Raw genomic sequence first — 18,470 nt, 5'->3', positions numbered from 1 at the left:
ACTCGGCGTTCAAGGAGGAACACAGCGATGGATGCATATGACGCGCTGATGCGCGATGGCTATGTAGTAGTTCGCCAGGCCATCGCGCCGGCGTTGGTCCAGGACATCAACGAGCGCATCGCGCGCTTCAAACAGCGCAACCCAAAAGCGGTTACGCGCAACCTGGACGGTCACAAGCGCATGTACCGGGTCGTCAACCTGCACCTGGCAGTGGATGCGATGACCCGCCTGCTCACCGACAACCCGGCCATCGACGTCTGCGACCGCTTCCTCGGTGAACCCACTACGCTCTACACCAGCCTCTACTACGAGCGCGGATCCGAACAGTCATTGCACCGCGATACGCCGCTGTTCTGCACCTCCCCGGGCGAGCGCTACATGGGGGTGTGGACGGCACTGGAAGCAGTTGATGACACTAACGGCCCACTACGGGTGGTCCCTGGCAGCCACCTGCTGCCGCCCATTGATGTGCAGGCGCTGCGACGCACGGTCTTCGGCGACAGCCCGGTCAGCGCCATGTCGCCGGAGGGCTGGACTGCCTACCAGGATGCGGTAGCCCGCCAGTGCGAAGATGCCGGCCTGCAACCGCAAGCGGTGCACGTGCAGGCGGGTGACGTCATCGTCTGGCACCCGCAGTTGTTCCATGGCGGCGCCCCGCACCCTTCGTCCGGCGCGCGCCGCAGCGTGGTGATGCATGTGACCCCGAAGTCGATGCCGGTCGGCCACATGGATGTCTTCTACGGGCAGACCCAGCCGCCGGAGAAGGCGCCATGGCGCTACTACCGACGCGGCCGGCGTGAGATCGCGCGGTTCGGCCATGTCGACTTCGGGCATGAATACACCCGGCGCACGCTGTTCCTGCGCAAGGCCTGAGAAAAAAGGGGGGAGGCCGCCCCACTACGACCGGCCTCCCCCCACACCACAACACGTTGTCGCCCATTACAGCCGGGCAGCGCCCGGCCCTACCATCTCCAGGCCGCGCGCACGACGGATCAGGCGCGTCACGGCGCTGCGCAGGTCGTCCAGCACCGCGTAGATCGTCGGCAGGAACAGCAGGCTGACCACGGTCGAGAACGCCAGCCCCCCGGCGATCGCGCGCGCCATCGGCGCGTACTCCGGGCCATTGCCGAACATCTGCGTATTGGTCAGCGAGATCGGCACCATCGCCAGGATCGCCGTGCCCATGGTCATCATGATCGGGCGCAGGCGCTCGCGTGAGCCTTCCACCAGCGCCTGGGTGCGGCCCATGCCGCCGCGCCGCAGGTTGTTGATGTGCTCGATCATCACGATGCCGTTGTTCACCACGACGCCCATCAGCACCAGGATGCCGATGAAGGACATGATTCCGAACGAGGTGCCGGTGATCCAGAACAGCCAGAACACACCGAAGATCGAGAACAGCACGCCGCTCATGATCGCCGCCGGGAACAGCAGCGATTCGAATACCGCCGCCATCACCACGTAGATCATCACCAGTGCGATGAGCAGGTTGAACACCATCTGCTGCATCGCCTCGTCGTCGTTGCCGTAGTCGCCGCCGTCGAAGGTGAAGCCGTAGCCGGCCGGGAAGCTCATCGGCTTGAGCACCGCTTCCATCGCCTTGCGGCCATCCGGCGCGGTGACCTTCTCGGCCAGGTTGGCCTTGATGGTCAACGTGGTCTGGCGGTTGGTACGGCCGATCTGGGTGGCGGACGATCCGACATCTACGGTGACCAGGCTCAGCAGCGGCACGCTGCGGCCATCACCGGTGCGCACGCTGAAGCCGGCCAGATCTTCCGGGCTGCTCTGCTCGGCACCGGCGAAACGCACCCACACCGGCACCTCGTTGTCGCCGCGGCGGAACTCGCGCATCGGTGCACCGCGCAGCGCCAGGCCGACGAAGCTGGCCACCTGCTCGGCATTGAAGCCGAATGCTGCGGCACGCTCACGATCGACACGCACCTTCAGTTCGCCGCCCTTCTCGCCGTTGTCGATGCGCACGTCGCGCAGCTCGGCACGCTGGGCCAGCAGCGGCACCACTTCCTGGCCGATTTCCTGCAGCATCGAACTGGAGTCGCCGACCAGCTGCACCTGCACGCCCTGGTTGCCACCGCCGCCACCGTCGCCGCCCTGGTTGCCGACGAAGTAGTCGGTGCGGGCGGACTTCGGCAGGCCCTTGCGCAGTTCTTCCTGCAGCGCCTTGATGTCCTTGGCGTACTTCTCGTCCAGGGTGACCACGGTCGAGCTGCCTTCCTGCTCGCTGTACCAGGAGTAGACCTGCTTCACATGCAGGCGCTCGCGGTTCTGGTCGATCCAGTTCTCCACCCGTGCCACTTCATCGGACATCTGCCGATAGGTGTAGGCGCCCTTCCACATGTAGCCGATGAAGATGTCCTTGCCGCCATCACCGCCGAACATGTCGATCTTGGTCAGCTTCATCGGCACCAGGCTGACCAGCACCACCAGCACGATGCCGAGCAGGCTCCAGCCGCGATGGTGCAGCGACCAGTCCAGCAGCGTGGCGTAGCGGCGCTGCAGCCGCGCGATCATGCCGGTCTGCGAGTGCACCAGCTTGGGCGTGGCCATGCGCGCGGACAGCATCGGGATCAGGCTGACCGCAACCAGCCACGAAGCCAGCAGCGAGACCGAGATGGTGATCGCGATCTGCGACATGAAGATGCTGATGTTGTTGGTCTCGCCGAACAGGTTCGGCACGAACACGATGCAGTGGCACAACGTGCCCGCGCTGAGCGCGATGGCCACGTTGCGGGTACCGATGATCGAAGCCAGCCGCGGCTGCCCGGGCATGCGCTCGCGTTCCTGGTAGATGCTCTCCACCACCACCACGGCGTTGTCGACCAGCATGCCCACCGCCAGCAGCAGGCCCATCATGGTCAGGATGTTTAGCGTCACCCCGACGAAGTACATGAAGCCCAGGGTGATGGTGAAGCAGATCGGGATCGCCAGCGTCACCATCAGGGTCGAAGGCCAGTGGCGCAGGAAGAAGAACAGCACGGTGATCGACAGGATCAGGCCGACGGCACCGGCCTCGGCCAGCTCCAGCAGCGATGACGTCACCGCCTTGCCCTGATTGTCGATCACCTTGATCTGCACGTCGCGCATGGACGCCTCGGCGCGGATCGATTCGACCTCGGCCAGCGCGGCACGCGAAACCTCCACCAGGTTGGCGCTGCGCTCCTTGAAGATGTCCAGGCCGACCGCCGGGTTGCCGTCCAGGCGGCGCCCGTAGTTCATGCGCGCCGGCTTCAGGCGAACGTCGGCAATGTCGCCCAGGCGCAGGCCCTTGGCGTTGATCACCAGGTCACGCATCTCCTGCAGATCGGTGATCTCGCCCACCGGCTGCACGCGCACACGTTGGCCGTTGTCGTCGATCTGCCCGGCCGAGATCGAGAAGTTCAGCGTGCGCAGGCGCTCGCTCAGTTCGTTGATGCTCAGCCCGTGCGCGTTGAGCCGGTTCGGATCGATGGCAATCTCCACCTCGTTCGGCGGCGCGCCGGTGATATCGACGCGGGCCACGCCTGGAATACGCTCGATGCGCCGCTTGAACTCGCGGTCGAGCATGTCATAGGCGGTGGTCAGGTCAGTGGTACTGGCCAGGCGCACCTTCAGGACCGGCTGGTCGCTGCTGGACCACTTGAACACGTTGTAGCGCTGCAGGTCGTCGGGCAGGTCGCTGCGGATCGCATCGATGCGCTCGCGGGCATCGGAGGCAGCGATGGCGATATCACGATCCCAGTCACTGAACTCGATGAAGATCAGCGCCGCCTCGGAGGTCGCCGACGAGCGCATGCGCTTGATGCCGGTCATCGTTGCCAGCGATTCCTCGACCGGGCGGATGATGGTCCGCTCCACTTCCTCCGGGGTCGAGCCGGTGTACGGGATCTGCACGAACAGGAACGGCGCGGAGATGTCCGGCAGCGCTTCCAGCGGCAACCGGAACGAGGCGATCAGGCCGATCACCACCAGCGACACGAAGCACATGATGGTGGTGACCGGACGGCGGATCGAGAACTCGGCAACGCTCATGCCGGTTCCTCCGCACCCGCCGCGCTGCCGGCGGCACCCAGCTCGATCTCACCTGCGTGCTTGCGACCGCGTTCACGGTAGTACGCATCACCGCGACGATCCATCAGGTCGTACACCACCGGGATCACCAGCAGGGTCAGCAGCGTCGACACCAGCAGGCCGCCGATCACGGTGATCGCCATCGGCGCGCGTACTTCGGCACCCTCGCCCATCGCCACCGCCAGCGGCAGGAAGCCGAACAGCGTGCACAGGGTGGTCATGATGATCGGCCGCAGGCGCGAGCGTGCCCCTTCCACCAGCGCCTCGTGCTTGGCCACGCCGGCCTCGCGCAGCTGGTTGACCTTGTCGATCAGGATGATCGCGTTCTTGGTGACCAGGCCGACCAGCAGGATCAGGCCGATGAACACCACCACCGAAATGGGCTTGCCGGTCAGCATCAGCGCCAGGATCGCGCCGACCAGCGCCAGCGGGATGGTGAACAGGATCACGAACGGATGCAGCAGCGATTCGAACTGCGAAGCCATCACCAGGTAGACCAGGAAGATCGCCAGGCCGAAGGCGAAGATCAGCGACTTCGCCGCCTGCGCAAGCTCCTCGCCCTGGCCGCCGATATGCAGGCCGACGCCCGCACCCAGCGGCTGCTCGGCCACCATCTGCTGCACTTCGCGCATGGCCGCGCCGAGATCGATGTCGCGCAGGTTGGCCGACACCACTGCCACGCGTGTCTGATCGGCACGATGGATCTCGCTCGGACCGGTGGTGGCGACCACATCGGCTACCGCGTCCAGGGTGACCGGGCGCGTGCTGCCCGGGTTGACGATCAGCCGACGGATGCTCTCCACGCTGGCGCGATCACCTTCCTGCGCCCGCACCAGCACGTCGATCTTGCGGTCGCGGAAGCTGTAGCGCGTGGCCACGTCGCCGCGCACCTTCTTCACCACCACGTCGGCGATCTGTCGGGTGGTCAGGCCCAGCGCACCGGCACGTTCCTGGTCGAAGCGGATCTGGATTTCCGGGAAACCCTCTTCCACTGTCGACTTCACGTCGGCGTAGTGCGCATTGCCGCGCAACATCGCCGCCAGGCGCTGGCCGGCCACTTCCAGGGTCGCCATGTCCTGCCCGCGCAGTTCGATTTCCAGCGGCGTGGAGAAGCTGAACAACGCCGGCCGTGCGAAATCGACCTGGGCGCCCGGATGCTGGCCCATGGTGCCGCGCAGGCGTTCGGTGATGGCCGCTTCGGTGCGTGCGTTGCCGCCGCCTTCCATCACCACGGTCAGCTTGCCGATGTTCTCGCCACTTTCGGTCGGGCTCGCATCCAGGCGGGTACCGCTGCCGCTGACGCCGTACAGCGATGCCACGCCCTCGCCCTTGCCGTGTGCCAGCTGCAGTTCGCGCACCAGTGCGTCGGTCTGCTTCAGCGGCGTGCCGGCCGGCAGCTTCACCGTCATTTCGAAACGGTCCTGCGCCAGCTGCGGAATCAGGTCGGCACCGAGCATCGGCACCAGTGCCATGGTCGCCACGAAGATGAGGGTCGCCACGCCCAGCACCTTGCCCGGGTGGGCCAACGCGCTCGGCAGCAGGCGCAGATAGCCGCGCTCGGCACCCGCGTAGGGCTTCATCGCCAGATCGCTGGCCTTGCGCATCACCGGGCCGACCACCGCCACCACGCCGCGCCACAGACGCACGATCAGCCAGGCCAGCGCGAAGAAGCCCCAGCGCGCGGTTGCGACGACGCCACGGCGGCCCAGCGCGACCGGCTTCTGCCAGCGGTTCTGCGGCTGCCACGGTTCATTCGGTGCCTCTTCCGGGAACGCCAGCGGTGGCCGTCCCTTCAGCGAGCTCAACATCGGGATCAGGGTCATCGACACCAGCAGCGAGATCGCAATGGCGATCGCCACCGTCAACGCCTGGTCGCGGAACAGCTGGCCGGCGATGCCGTCGACGAACACCAGCGGCAGGAACACCGCGATGGTGGTCAGGGTCGAGGCGACCACGGCCATGCTCACTTCGCGGGTACCGGCGATGGCGGCCTGCAGGATGCCCAGGCCGCGCTCGCGCGCCTTGGCGATGCTTTCCAGCACCACGATCGAGTCGTCCACCACCAGGCCGGTGGCCAGCGCCAGGCCGCCCAGCGACATCACGTTCAAGCTCAGCCCCAGCTGGCCCATGAAGAAGAACGTGGCGATGATCGAGACCGGCAGCGACAGGCTGATCACGAAGGTGCTCCAGCCATCGCGCAGGAACAGGAAGATGATCAGGATCGCCAGCAGGCCACCGATCACCGCGTCCTTCTTGACGTCGGCGATGGCGTGCTCGATGAAGCGCGACTGGTCCTCGATGGTGGTCATCTCGACGTCGGCCGGGAACGTGCCCTTGATCTGCTCCAGGCGCTTGCGCAGCGCTTGGGCGGTGGACACGGTGTTGGCGTCGCCTTCCTTGTAGATCGCCAGCTCGACCGATTCCTTGCCGCCCAGGCGGATCACCGCTTCGCGTTCCTTGTAGCCCTGGCGCACGGTGGCCACGTCCTTCAGGCGCACCGGCACCCCGTTGGCAACCACGCTGGAACCGCCGCCGGACGATGCGCTCTGCGCCGCCGAGGCCGCCGCGATGGCCGCCGCCGAGCCGGTCGACGCAGCGATATTGAACATCTGCTGCAGCGCCGAATCAGCCGCGCTGCCATTGCTTCCCTGGGTGGTGACCAGCAGGTTGCGGATCTCTTCCAGATCGGCGAACTGGTTGACGGTACGCACCAGGAAACGCTGCGAACCCTCCTCCAGGCGGCCACCGGAGATGTTGATGTTCTCGTCCTTCAGCCGCTTGATGACGGTGTCGATCGGCAGGTTCAGCTGGGCCAGCTTCTGCTGGTCGATGTCGACCTGGATCTCGTCTTCCAGGCCACCGCCGACCTTGACTGCGGCCACGCCGGAGACCGGCTCCAGCTTCTTCTTCAGGTCTTCATCGGCATAACGACGCAGGCCGGTCAGCTCGCGGATCGCGTCGGCATCGCTGGCCGGCGCGGTCTTGCTCGACAGCACCAGGCGCATGATCGGCTCGGTGGACGGATTGAAGCGCAGCAGCACCGGGGCCTTCGCCTCCAGCGGCAGGTTCAGCGCTTCCATCTTGTCGCGCACCTCCAGGCTGGCCTGGTCCATGTTGGTGCCCCAGGCGAACTCGAGCACCACGTCGCTCTGGCCGGTGCGCGAGACTGACTTCAGCTTGCGCAGGTTCTTGACCACGCCCACCGCTTCTTCGACCGGCTGGGTGATCAGGGTTTCGATTTCGGTCGGCGCCGAACCGGTGTACTCGGTACGCACGGTCAGCGTCGGGTAGCTCAGGTCAGGCAGCAGGTTGACCTTGAGGTTGCCCAGCGCGATCAGGCCGAACAGCAGCAGGGTGACCGTGCACATGGCGATGGTCACGCGGCGGCGGGTGGCGAATTCCACCAGGCCGCCGCGCAGGCCGGCGGCGGCGCCGTCGCTCGCCGGCGAGGCACCGTGGTCGTGGCCCGGGGCGGTCATTGCTTGCTCCCGGCCTTGTCTGCCGGCGTGGCGGACGCTGCGACCGTCTTCGCCTTGGCCTTCGGATCGGCGATCACCTGCACTGCGGTGCCGTCGCGCAGGGCGACCTTGCCGGCGGTGACCACCTGATCACCGGCCGCCAGGCCATCACGGATCTCCACCCACGGGCCCTCGGCGTAACCCAGCTTGACCGGAACCCGTGCGACCTTGCCTTCGCGCACCCGGAACACCGCCGGCTCACCGTCGTCGAGCAACGAAAGGCGCGGCACCACGAGCGCATCGGCACGCTGGTCGTAATCGATGCGGATGCGCCCGAACATGCCGGGCTGCAGCGCGTGCGCGGCACCGTCGAAGGCACTGACCACGCGAAACGTGCCGCTGCCCGAATCGACCACCGGCGCGATGCGATCGACTGTGCCGGTGAAACTCTGGCCCGGCAGCGCATCGGCAACCAGCGTCACCGGCTGGCCGGCACGCAGCGTGGCCAGCTCGCGCTCGGGCACGTTGAGCGTGGCTTCCAGCCGCGAGTTGTCGACGATGCGGAAGATCGGCGTGTTGATCTGCACGAAGTTGCCGGTCTTGATCGAGCGCGACGCGATGACGCCGGAGATCGGCGCCACCACCGTGGTGTAGGACAGTTCCAGCGTGGCCAGGCGGTACTGCGCGCGGACGTTTTCCAGGTCAAAGCGCAGCTGGTCGACATCGGCGGCGCTGACCATCTGCTGGCCAACCAGCTTCTGTGCGCGCTGGTAGTTGTTTTCCAGCTTGCGCATCTGCGCTTCGCTCTGGGCAACGGCCAGGCGTGCGCGGTCCGGGTCCAGCCGCACCAGCGGCTGGCCGGCGGTCACCCGCTGCCCTTCCTCGACCAGCACCGCCAACGCCACGCCGGAGGTCTTGGCCACCACCTGCGATTCGGCGCGCGGTTCCAGTGCGGCGGTGCCGGTGTAGCTGGCCGCCACTGCGCGGTGGCTGGCCACCGCCACTTCGACCGGGACCGCATCGACCTTCTTCTCCTCCTTGGTCTCGGCGGCCTTGGCTTCGGAATTGGGCCCTGCGGCGCAACCGCCCAGCAGCAGGGAGGTGGAGATCAGCAGTGCGGCAGCGCAGATTCCGCTGCGACGGCCGGGCAGGAAGGTTGGGTGCGACATCGTCAGGTCCCTGGAGGATGCGTGGACAGGTGTGGTAGCAAAGTAATGCACCACTTCACGGCCACACCATATCCCAAAGGTCATGGTGTCTTCACGCCGCTGGTCGGCCCACCCCCATTTCAGCTAGATGAAACCTGAGGCTATACTCGGGGCGTTCCGTACCCCACGCCGGAACGACCAGACCCGAATCCCCGGAAACGACACCATGCGCCCGCAGCCGCTCGCCGCTTGTCTCGCTCTGGCCGTCCTCCTGCCCCTTGGGGCCGCCGCACAGCCCGCTCCTGCTCCTGCCACACCTGCCCCGGCCCCGGCTCCCGCCGCTACCCCGGCGCCTGCCGCCCCTACCGGCAACTTCGACAATGGCCGCGTGCTGGCCTACACCTGCCAGGGGTGCCACGGCATCACCGGCTACAAGAACGCCTACCCCAGTTACCGGGTGCCGAAGATCGGCGGCCAGACCCAGCAGTACCTGGCCCAGGCCCTGACCGAGTACCGTCAGGGCAAGCGCCGGCATCCGACGATGCAGGCGCAGTCGATGAGCTTCAGCGAACAGGAGATCGCCGATCTCTCTGTTTACCTGTCCACCGTCAAGTAAGGCCCGCCCATGTCGAAAGCCGCGCATCCGATGCGTCATGCCATCGCCCTGTCCGTTGCCCTGCTGCTGGCCGCCTGTTCGCAGTCGCAGGTGGAAAACAGCGAGAAATCCGCCGCCGACCCGGGCCATGCCAGCGGCGAACACGGTTCTTCTTCATCGGCCGGCCTGCCTGCAGGCCGCGAGGCCGCCGGCGAAGCCCGCGCCAAGGTGAAGGGCAAGGCCACCAACCAGAGCTGCATCGACTGCCACGGCGCTGAAGGCAATGCGCCGATCGATGCGACCTATCCGAAGCTGGGTGGCCAGTACGGTGACTACCTGGCGCATGCCCTGCAGGCCTACCGCGCCGGTGACCGCCAGCATGCGTTGATGACGCCGCAGGCGAAGGACCTGAGTGATCAGGACATCGCCGATCTGGCGGCGTACTTTGGCAGCCGGCCGAGCCAGCTGCGGGATCTGCACGGGGTCAAATGAGCGCTGGCCCCCCGGTGGGTGCGGACCTTGGTCCGCACTGATGCCGCCATCCACGCATGGCGTGGATCTACTGATTGTCCACCGGCAGCGCCGACCGGTGCTCAGCCTTCCAGTTCTTCCCAGCGCGCGTACGCGGCATCCAGCTCGGCCTGGACCTTGGCCAGCTGCTGCGTGTGCGCGGTCACTTCGGCACTGCTGCGGGTGTAGAACGACGGGTCGTTCATCGCCGAGGTCAGCCCTTCGACGTCGCCTTCCAGCTTCTCGATGGTCTTCGGCAGCTGTTCCAGTTCGCGCGCTTCCTTGTAGGCCAGCTTGCGCTTGGGCGCTGCAGGAGCAGCAGCCGTGGCGGCCGGTGCAGCTGCCGCGGGCTTGGCGACCGGGGCCGCGGCAGGCGCTGCCACGCTGGCGGCATAGCGCTGCCAGTCGCTGTAGCCACCCACGTACTCACCAATCACGCCGTCGCCTTCCATCACCAGCGTGGAGGTCACCACGTTGTCGATGAAGTCACGGTCGTGGCTGACCAGCAGCAGGGTGCCGGTGTACTCGCCCAGCAGCTCTTCCAGCAGCTCCAGGGTTTCCACGTCGAGGTCGTTGGTCGGTTCGTCCATCACCAGCAGGTTGGACGGCTGTGCGAACAGCTTGGCCAGCAGCAGGCGGTTGCGCTCGCCGCCGGACAGGCGGGTGATCGGCGCACGCGCGCGTTCCGGGGTGAACATGAAGTCCTGCAGGTAGGCGTGCACGTGCTTGCGCTTGCCGTTGAACTCGAGGAAATCACGGCCTTCGGCCACGTTCTCGATCGCGCTCCAGTCTTCGCGCAGCACTGCGCGGTACTGGTCGAAATAGGCGATCTGCAGGTTGGTGCCCGCGTTGACCTCGCCCTTGGCCGGCTGCAGTTCGCCCAGCAGCAGCTTCAGCAGCGTGGTCTTGCCGCTGCCGTTGGGGCCGATCAGGCCGATGCGGTCGCCACGCAGGATGGTGGTGGTGAAATCGCGGACCATGGTGCGCTCGCCGAAGGCGAACGAAATGTCCTTGACGTCGATGACCTTCTTGCCCGAGCTGACGCCCTGTGCGGCTTCCATCTTGACGTTGCCGCTGAGATCGCGACGCTGCGAACGTTCGGTGCGCATCGCCTTCAGGCGGCGCACGCGGCCTTCGTCACGGGTACGGCGCGCCTTGATGCCCTGGCGGATCCAGACTTCTTCCTGCGCCAGCAGCTTGTCGAAGCGTGCATTTTCCTGTGCCTGCGCGTTGAGGCGTTCCTCGCGGCGGCGCTCGTAGTTGGCCCAGTCGCCCGGCCAGCTGGTGACCTGGCCGCGGTCGATCTCGACGATGCGGGTGGCCAGCGCACGCAGGAAGCGGCGGTCATGGGTGACGAACACCACGCTGCCGCTCCAGCCCTTCAGGAACGCTTCGAGCCAATCGATGGCTTCGATGTCGAGATGGTTGGTCGGTTCGTCCAGCAGCAGCACGTCCGGGCTGGACACCAGCGCGCGCGCCAGCAGCACGCGGCGCTTCATGCCGCCGGACAGGCGGCCGAATTCGGCTTCGCCGTCGAGGTCGAGCTTGGTCAGGGTTTCGCTGACGCGCTGGTCCAGGCCCCAGCCGTTGGCGGCGTCGATCTTGGCCTGCACGTTGCCGAGGGCTTCGCCATCGAACACCTCGGCGTGGCTGAGGTGATGGAACTCGGCCAGCCACTGGCCCAGTTCGCCCAGGCCATCGGCGACGACGTCGAACACCGAACCGGCCGCGCCGTGCGGCACTTCCTGCTCCAGGCGGGTGACGCGCACGCCCTGCTGCACGCGGACTTCGCCGTCATCGGGCTTGTGGTCGCCGGACAGCAGCTTGAGCAGGGTGGATTTGCCGGCGCCGTTGCGGCCGATCAGGGCGATGCGTTCGCCCGGCTCGATCGACAGTTCGGCCTTTTCCAGCAACAACGGGCCGCCGACGCTGAAGTCGACGTTCTGCAGAGTAATCAGAGGCATCCGGATATTGTACGGGTTGGGGGCGTCGGCCGGGTTGCACCCGGCACCCGCAGAGGCAACGGCCGCAGCCAAAGCAACGTCAAAAGCGACTTGCGGTGGCAGGCGGGGCGGTGTGGGGCTGCAGGACACGCCGTAAACCCCGCTCCGCGGTCCGGCCCAGCCGCTGGCGGCTGTGCGTTCGGGCGCTTGCGAAGCAGTGCTTCGCAAGCAAAGCGCCCTCACCCCTGGGGGCTCGATGGCGCCATCCATGGCGCCAACGGTCCTGCAGCCCCACACCGCCCCGCCTCTGACGGTTCATCGCGATCTGTCGGAACGGCATTCTGCTCTGGTGGGTGTCAACCCTGGTCGACACGGTAGATCCACGCCCTGCGTGGATGAGCGCTACAAAAGCTACAAAAAGTGTCGAGGGATGGAATCGGCCGGGCGTCTGATGGCTTACCCCACTTCCCCCAGCAACGCCTGCAAGCCCGGCAACCAGTGCTTGCCCGGGTGGCGTACCAGCCACAGGGTGCGCTGCAGAGTGGGCAGCGGGGTCTCCAGCACGCGCAGGCGGCCGAGAGCCAGCGGCTCTTCCAGCGCGTGGCGCGAGAGGCAGGCCAGGCCGAGGCCGGCGATGGCGGCCTGCTTGATCGCTTCGGTATTGCCCAGCTGCAAGGTCTGGGCGAATCCGCGCAGGTGCGGCAGCAGGGCCTGTTCGACGGCTTCGCGGGTGCCGGAGCCGGGTTCGCGCAGCAGCCAGCGGGCGCTGCGCAGTTCATCCATCGTCCATCGCGCCGGGGCGTCGGCGGCCGCGACAATCACCAACGGATCCTGCTGCCAGGCGGTGACCTGCAGGCCACGCTCGTGGCACGGGCCCTCGATCAGGCCTGCGTCAACGTCCAGCCGCTGCACGGCAGCGACCACGCCGGCACTGTTGTCGATGCGCAGGTCGACCTCGGCCTGTGGCGCCTGCCGCAGCAGCTCGGCGATGCGCGGCGGCAGCAGGTAATTGCCGATGGTGGTACTGGCGGCCAGCACCAGCCGCAGCGGTGCACCCTGCGCCGGGTCGCCGCCCGCGGCCAGCTGTCGCTCCAGGTCGGCGGCATTGACCAGCAACGCGCGCGCCGGCTCCAGCAACGCTCGGCCGTGCCCGTTCAGGGCCAGGCGACGGCCGATGCGGTCGAACAGCGGGGTGCCGAAATGTGCCTCCAGCTCCTGCAGGGCGGCGCTGCTGGCCGACTGCGAGAGCGCGATGGCCTGGCCCGCAGCGGTGGTGCTGCCGTGGTCAGCGATGGCGACGAAGACCTGCAGCTGGCGCAAGGTCAGGCGCATGACAATTACCCGCTTTATAGGTAGCTTTCACCCATATTATTCGTTTTACAGGTCAATCACACAGGCGCACGCTGGCGCCATTACTTCAGCCCCGCCCCCGTCATGAATGCCCCTGCCCTCTCCCCCTGGTCCCTGCCCGCCCTGCGCCAACGCTGGCAACCGCGCCTGCCCGGCCTGTTGCTGGTCGGCCTGATCGCAGCGGCGTCGCTGTACCTGGCCGAGCTGCCCTGGCTGCAGGCGCACGGCCTGAGCGCGCTGACCGTGGCCATCGTCGCCGGCATCGTGGTCGGCAACTCCCTCTACCCACGGCTGGCGCCGAGCAGCGCGGCCGGCGTCGGCTTTTCCAAGCACTGGCTGCTGCGCGCCGGCATCGTGCTGTACGGCCTGCGCCTGACCTTCCAGGACATCGGCCATGTCGGCGTCAGCGGCGTGCTGATGGACGTGCTGGTGGTCGCCAGCACGTTCGGCCTGGCCTGCTGGCTGGGCGTGCGCGTTTTCAGGATGGAGCGCGAGGCGGCAATGCTGATCGGTGCCGGCAGCGCAATCTGCGGCGCGGCGGCGGTGATGGCTGCCGAGCCGGTGGTGCGCGGCCGTGCGGCGCAGGTCACCGTCGCGGTGTCGACGGTGGTGGTGTTCGGCACGCTGGCGATGTTCCTGTACCCCGCCCTGTATGCACTGGTGCAGTCGCATGGCTGGCTGGCCATGGACGCACGCCAGTACGGCCTGTTCGCCGGTGCGACGGTGCACGAAGTGGCCCAGGTGGTGGCCGCGGGCCGCGCGGTCAGCGAAGCGGCGGCCGATACCGCAGTGATCACCAAGATGGTACGGGTAATGCTGCTGGCACCGTTCCTGGTCGCACTGTCGCTGTGGCTGGCGCGCGGCGGCAAGGCCAGCGCCGATGGCAGCAAGGCGCGCATCGTGGTGCCGTGGTTCGCGTTCGGTTTCGTGGCGGTGGCCGGGTTCAACTCGCTGCACCTGCTGCCGGCCCGCCTGCAGGCCGGGCTGGTGCAGCTGGATACCGTGCTGCTGGCGATGGCGATGGCCGCGCTTGGCCTGACCACCCACGTCTCGGCGCTGCGCCAGGCTGGGCTGAAGCCGCTGCTGCTGGCGCTGATCCTGTTCGCCTGGCTGCTGTTCGGTGGGCTGGCGATCCACCAGGGCGTGCTGGCGGTGCTGGGCTGAGCAGGAGCGTGCCGACCCAGGTCGGCACCCACATGGATGAAGGCGCCAGGACGGGAGCTGCCGCGCGGACGGGTACAATGCGCCATGACTGACTTCTCGACCCTGCCGCTGAGCCCGGCCCTGCAGCCCGGCCTGGATGCCCTCGGCTACACCACCCTCACCCCTGTGCAGGCGCAGAGCCTGCCGGCCATCCTCGAAGGCCGTGATGTGATCGCACAGGCGCCGACCGGCAGCGGCAAGACCGCCGCCTTCGGCCTGGGCCTGCTGCAGTCCATCGACCCCAGCCTGATCCGCGTGCAGGCGCTGGTGCTGTGCCCGACCCGCGAACTGGCCGACCAGGTCGGCAAGCAGATCCGCAAGCTGGCCACCGGCATTCCCAACCTGAAGCTGCTGCTGCTGGTGGGCGGTGTGCCGCTGGGCCCGCAGCTGGCGTCGCTGGAAGGCCACGACCCGCACGTGGTGGTCGGCACCCCCGGCCGCGTGCAGGAACTGGCGCGCAAGCGCGCATTGAATCTGGGTGCGGTGCGCACGCTGGTGCTGGACGAGGCCGACCGCATGCTCGACATGGGCTTCGAGGAGCCGATCCGCGAGATCGCCGGCCGCACCCACAAGGACCGCCAGAGCCTGCTGTTCTCGGCCACCTTCCCCGACAGCATCCGCGCCATGGCACGCGACCTGCTGCGCGACGCGGTGGAAGTGACTGTGGAAGGCGCCGACCAGGCACCGGCGATCCGCCACCTGTTCTGCGAGGTGGAACCGGCCCACCGCCAGAAGGCACTGGCCGGCCTGCTGCTGAAGTACACGCCCGAATCGGCGGTGGTGTTCTGCAACACCCGCAAGGACGTGGACGAAGTGGCCAACTCGCTGCAGCAGTTCGGCTTCTCCGCCCTCGCCCTGCACGGCGACATGGAACAGCGCGACCGCGAGGAAGTACTGCTGCTGCTGGCCAACCGCAGCTGCAACGTGCTGGTCGCCAGCGACGTGGCCGCGCGCGGGCTGGACGTGGAAGAGCTTGCGGCGGTGATCAACTACGAACTGCCGACCGACGTGGAGAGCTACCAGCACCGCGTGGGCCGAACCGGCCGTGCCGGTGCCAGTGGCCTGGCGATCAGCCTGGTGGCCGGCCGCGAGAAGACCCGTGCCGAAGCGATCGAAGCGCAAATGGGTCAGCCGCTGGACTGGCAGAAAACGCCGCTGGCAACGTCGCGCCCGGCCGAACTGCCGCAGGCGGCAATGCGCACGCTGCGCATCGATGGTGGCAAGACCGACAAGCTGCGCCCGGGCGATATCCTCGGCGCACTGACCGGTGACGCCGGCCTGTCGAGCAAGTTCATCGGCAAGATCGCGATCTTCCCGACCCGCTCCTACGTGGCGATCGCCCGCGAGCAGGCCAACAAGGCCGTGGCGAAGCTGGAAGCCGGCAAGATCAAGGGCCGTCGATTCCGTGTGCGGATGATGTGATTGAAGCAACGTTGCCAACCACGGTTGGCAACGGCATGACCTGGCAGGTGCCAACCTTGGTTGGCACTCACCCTACGATCAGAACACCAGTTCGGTGTGCAGCGGCAGATCCGCTTCCCAGCGGGCACGGCCACCCAGGCCGTCCAGCTCGACCAGCACGCCGGCACCGACCACGTCGACACCCAGGCGGCGCACCAGCGACAACGCGGCGACCAGCGTGCCGCCGGTCGCCAGCACGTCGTCGATGATCGCGACGCGGGCGCCGGCCGGCAGCGCATCGGCGTGCACTTCGATGCAGTCGCTGCGGTACTCCAGCGTGTACTCCTCGCGCAGCACCTGGCCCGGCAGCTTGCCCGGCTTGCGCACCGGCACGAAGCCCACGCCCAGTTCCAGCGCCATCGCGGCGCCGAGGATGAAACCACGCGATTCAATGCCGACCACCGCGTCCAGCTTCTGGTCGCGCCAACGGTCGGCCATCGCGCTGATCGCACCACGGAAGTCCTCGCCGTGGGCGAGCAGCGGCATGATGTCCTTGAAGAGGATGCCGGGCTTGGGGAAGTCGGCGATGTCGCGCAGGCGGGAGGCCCACTGCGGAGCGACGAGGGCGTCGGTCATGTCACGTTGGCTATCTGATGGCGGCATAGGGTACCTGTTCCGGCCGTTGCCTGCCTGTTGAGGGGTATCGGCCGGGCTGCGCCCGGCACCTGCAGAGGCCACCGCGCAAGCAAAGGCGAAGGCAAAAGCCGCATTCCGAGGGATGGCGGGGTGGGTCAGGTTGCGGGAGACGCCGTAAACCCATCCTTGGGGGCTTGGCCGCGGCATCCATGCCGCGGACACTCCCGCAACCGGACCCACCCCGCCTTCGACAGATTTCTGCGATCTGCAGTAGATCCACGCCATGCGTGGATGAATCTCCGTCGGAATCGAATATTTCGAATTGGAATCGAAAAGCATCCACGCATGGCGTGGATCTACCGTGTCGACCAAGGTCGACACCCACCCACAGCAGCGGGAATCTGTCGGAGGTGGGGCGGTGTGGGGCTGCAGGACCGTTGGCGCCATGGATGGCGCCATCGAGCCCCCATGGATGGGTTTACGGCGTGTCCTGCAGCCCCACACCGCCCCGCCAGACCTTCAGCAATCCAGAGCCGCTTTGGCTTTGGCTGTTGCCTCTGCAGGTGCAGGGCGCAGCCCTGCCAACACCCATCCTCAGGAACTGCAGGACAGCATCGAGCAGCCCGCGCGGTTGTCGGCCCACGCCGGGCGCTTGCCGGCGAAGTATTCAAGCCCCGGGCGTTCGGTGTACGGGTCGCGCAGCACCTCCTGCAGTGCATGCACGCCACCGAGGTCACCCTGCTCCGCGCGGTCGATCGCCTCCTGCGCCAGCCAGTTGCGCAGCACGTACAGCGGATTTGCGGCGCCCATCTTCGCCATGCGTTCGCTGGCCGACAGCGGATCGGCGCGCAACCGCGTCGCGTAGTCCTGCAACCACTGCTGCAACGGCGCCCGCACCGCCTGCTGGCGCGTCTCGTCGTAGTACACCGCGTCCAGCACCGCCGCATCCGGCGCCGCCGGATCGATGCGCATCAGCGCGCGCCAGGCCAGGGTCATGTCCATCGCGCCGTCCTGCATCAGTTGCTGCCAGCGCAGGTAGAGCTGCAGGTCGTCATCGTCGGCCGCGGCCAGGCCGAGCTTGGCGGCGGCGTCGCGACGCGTGCATGCCACGAAGGTGGACTGGTAGGCGGCCAGACCGGCCTGCAGCGGTGCCACATCGGCAAACAGCGGCGACAGCGCCTGCGCCAACCGGCTCAGGTTCCAGTACGCCACCTGTGGCTGCGTACCAAAGCGGTAACGGCGGCCCTGCGCGTCGGTGGTGTTCGGCGTCCAGTCCGGGTCGAAGTCCTCGACCCAACCGTAGGGGCCGTAATCGAGCGTGAGGCCGAGCACGGACAGGTTGTCGGTGTTCATCACGCCATGCACGAAACCCACGCGCATCCAGTGCGCGATCATCTCGGCGGTGCGCACCGCAACCTGCGCGAACCAGTCGCCATGCAGCGCCTCGCCCTGCCCCTCCAGCTCGGGAAAATCGCGGGCGATGCAGGCATCGACCAGCTGCTGCAGCAACGCGGTTTCACCGCGCGAAGCCGGCAGTTCGAACGAACCGAAGCGCAGGAACGAGGGCGACACGCGGCACACGATGGCGCCAGGCTCGGCACGCGGGTGGCCGTCATAGAACATGTCGCGCACCACGTCTTCGCCGGTGCCGACCAGCGACAATGCACGCGTGGTCGGCACCCCGAGGTGGTGCATCGCTTCGCTGCACAGGAATTCGCGGATCGACGAGCGCAGTACCGCGCGACCATCGGCACCGCGCGAATACGGCGTCGGGCCCGCGCCCTTCAGCTGCAGCTCCCAGTGGCGTCCATCCGGCGCCACCAGTTCACCCAGTGAGATCGCACGGCCATCGCCCAGCTGCCCGGCCCAGTGGCCGAACTGATGCCCGCCGTAGTTGGCCGCCCACGGCTGCATGCCGGCGTACAGCGCATTGCCGCCGAACACGCGGGCGAAGCCTTCGCCCTCGACTTCAGCGGCATCGAAACCCAGCATCCTGGCCACCTCCGGCGACCACGCCAGCAGAGCGGGCGCTGCCACCGGCGTGGGCATTACCGGTGACCAGGCCGCGCCCAGCACTTCACGGCGGCGCGGGCCGGATTCGGAGTCACCCGGCAGACTGTGCAGCAAACGGTTGTCGAAACGGGGGGAGTCGGTATCCATG

General features: G+C 67.4%; 11 protein-coding genes and 1 pseudogene. 5 read left to right on the top strand and 7 right to left on the bottom strand.

Annotation, left to right across the window (positions count from 1 at the left end):
- Positions 1 to 27: 27 nt before the first annotated feature.
- The gene (locus tag N440_RS06270; RefSeq protein ID WP_133934440.1) at positions 28 to 873 is read left to right on the top strand and encodes a phytanoyl-CoA dioxygenase family protein; all 846 of its coding nucleotides are present in this window, start codon (positions 28 to 30) and stop codon (positions 871 to 873) included.
- 66 nt (positions 874 to 939) lie between these two features.
- Here the strand turns inward: N440_RS06270 and N440_RS06265 are convergent, their stop codons facing one another.
- From N440_RS06265 to N440_RS06255, 3 genes and pseudogenes are all read right to left on the bottom strand, one after another.
- Positions 940 to 4,026, bottom strand: a complete 3,087-nt coding sequence (locus N440_RS06265; RefSeq protein WP_133934439.1) for an efflux RND transporter permease subunit — start codon at positions 4,024 to 4,026, stop codon at positions 940 to 942.
- A pseudogene (locus N440_RS06260) lies at positions 4,023 to 7,478 on the bottom strand (efflux RND transporter permease subunit); the annotation flags it as partial. The pseudogene N440_RS06260 and the gene N440_RS06265, both read right to left, overlap by 4 nt.
- 62 nt (positions 7,479 to 7,540) lie before the next feature.
- Positions 7,541 to 8,692, bottom strand: coding sequence for an efflux RND transporter periplasmic adaptor subunit (locus tag N440_RS06255; protein ID WP_133934437.1), 1,152 nt, complete (start codon positions 8,690 to 8,692; stop codon positions 7,541 to 7,543).
- A gap of 205 nt (positions 8,693 to 8,897) precedes the next feature.
- On the opposite strand from N440_RS06255, the gene N440_RS06250 reads away from it, so the two are divergent.
- A complete protein-coding gene (locus N440_RS06250; RefSeq protein ID WP_133934436.1) occupies positions 8,898 to 9,287 on the top strand; it encodes a c-type cytochrome in 390 nt (129 codons plus the stop codon).
- A gap of 9 nt (positions 9,288 to 9,296) precedes the next feature.
- Entirely contained in the window at positions 9,297 to 9,758 is a 462-nt protein-coding gene (locus N440_RS06245) for a cytochrome c (protein WP_133934435.1), read from the top strand.
- A 101-nt stretch (positions 9,759 to 9,859) separates the two neighbouring features.
- Here N440_RS06245 and N440_RS06240 read toward each other — a convergent pair whose 3' ends face one another.
- Together N440_RS06240 and N440_RS06235 are read right to left on the bottom strand one after the other, a co-directional pair.
- Positions 9,860 to 11,740 (bottom strand): ATP-binding cassette domain-containing protein, encoded by a 1,881-nt coding sequence (locus N440_RS06240; protein WP_133934434.1) that lies wholly within the window; start codon positions 11,738 to 11,740, stop codon positions 9,860 to 9,862.
- A 435-nt stretch (positions 11,741 to 12,175) separates the two neighbouring features.
- On the bottom strand, positions 12,176 to 13,051 hold the full coding sequence (locus N440_RS06235; RefSeq protein WP_133934433.1) for a LysR family transcriptional regulator: 876 nt from the start codon (positions 13,049 to 13,051) through the stop codon (positions 12,176 to 12,178).
- A gap of 102 nt (positions 13,052 to 13,153) precedes the next feature.
- On the opposite strand from N440_RS06235, the gene N440_RS06230 reads away from it, so the two are divergent.
- Positions 13,154 to 14,233 (top strand): YeiH family protein, encoded by a 1,080-nt coding sequence (locus N440_RS06230; protein WP_133934432.1) that lies wholly within the window; start codon positions 13,154 to 13,156, stop codon positions 14,231 to 14,233.
- Positions 14,234 to 14,317: 84 nt separating this feature from the next.
- On the top strand, positions 14,318 to 15,694 hold the full coding sequence (gene dbpA, locus N440_RS06225; RefSeq protein ID WP_133934431.1) for an ATP-dependent RNA helicase DbpA: 1,377 nt from the start codon (positions 14,318 to 14,320) through the stop codon (positions 15,692 to 15,694).
- A 78-nt stretch (positions 15,695 to 15,772) separates the two neighbouring features.
- Here the strand turns inward: dbpA and N440_RS06220 are convergent, their stop codons facing one another.
- Positions 15,773 to 16,309 (bottom strand): adenine phosphoribosyltransferase, encoded by a 537-nt coding sequence (locus N440_RS06220; RefSeq protein ID WP_133934430.1) that lies wholly within the window; start codon positions 16,307 to 16,309, stop codon positions 15,773 to 15,775.
- Positions 16,310 to 16,903: 594 nt separating this feature from the next.
- Positions 16,904 to 18,469: a YdiU family protein gene (locus N440_RS06215; protein ID WP_133934429.1), complete on the bottom strand. Its 1,566-nt coding sequence runs from the start codon at positions 18,467 to 18,469 to the stop codon at positions 16,904 to 16,906.
- Between the last annotated feature and the right edge of the window lies 1 nt (position 18,470).

The sequence above is a fragment of the Stenotrophomonas sp. CC22-02 genome, assembly GCF_004365115.1.
GTDB lineage: Bacteria > Pseudomonadota > Gammaproteobacteria > Xanthomonadales > Xanthomonadaceae > Stenotrophomonas > Stenotrophomonas forensis.
This window is presented reverse-complemented; position numbering and strand designations above follow the sequence as displayed.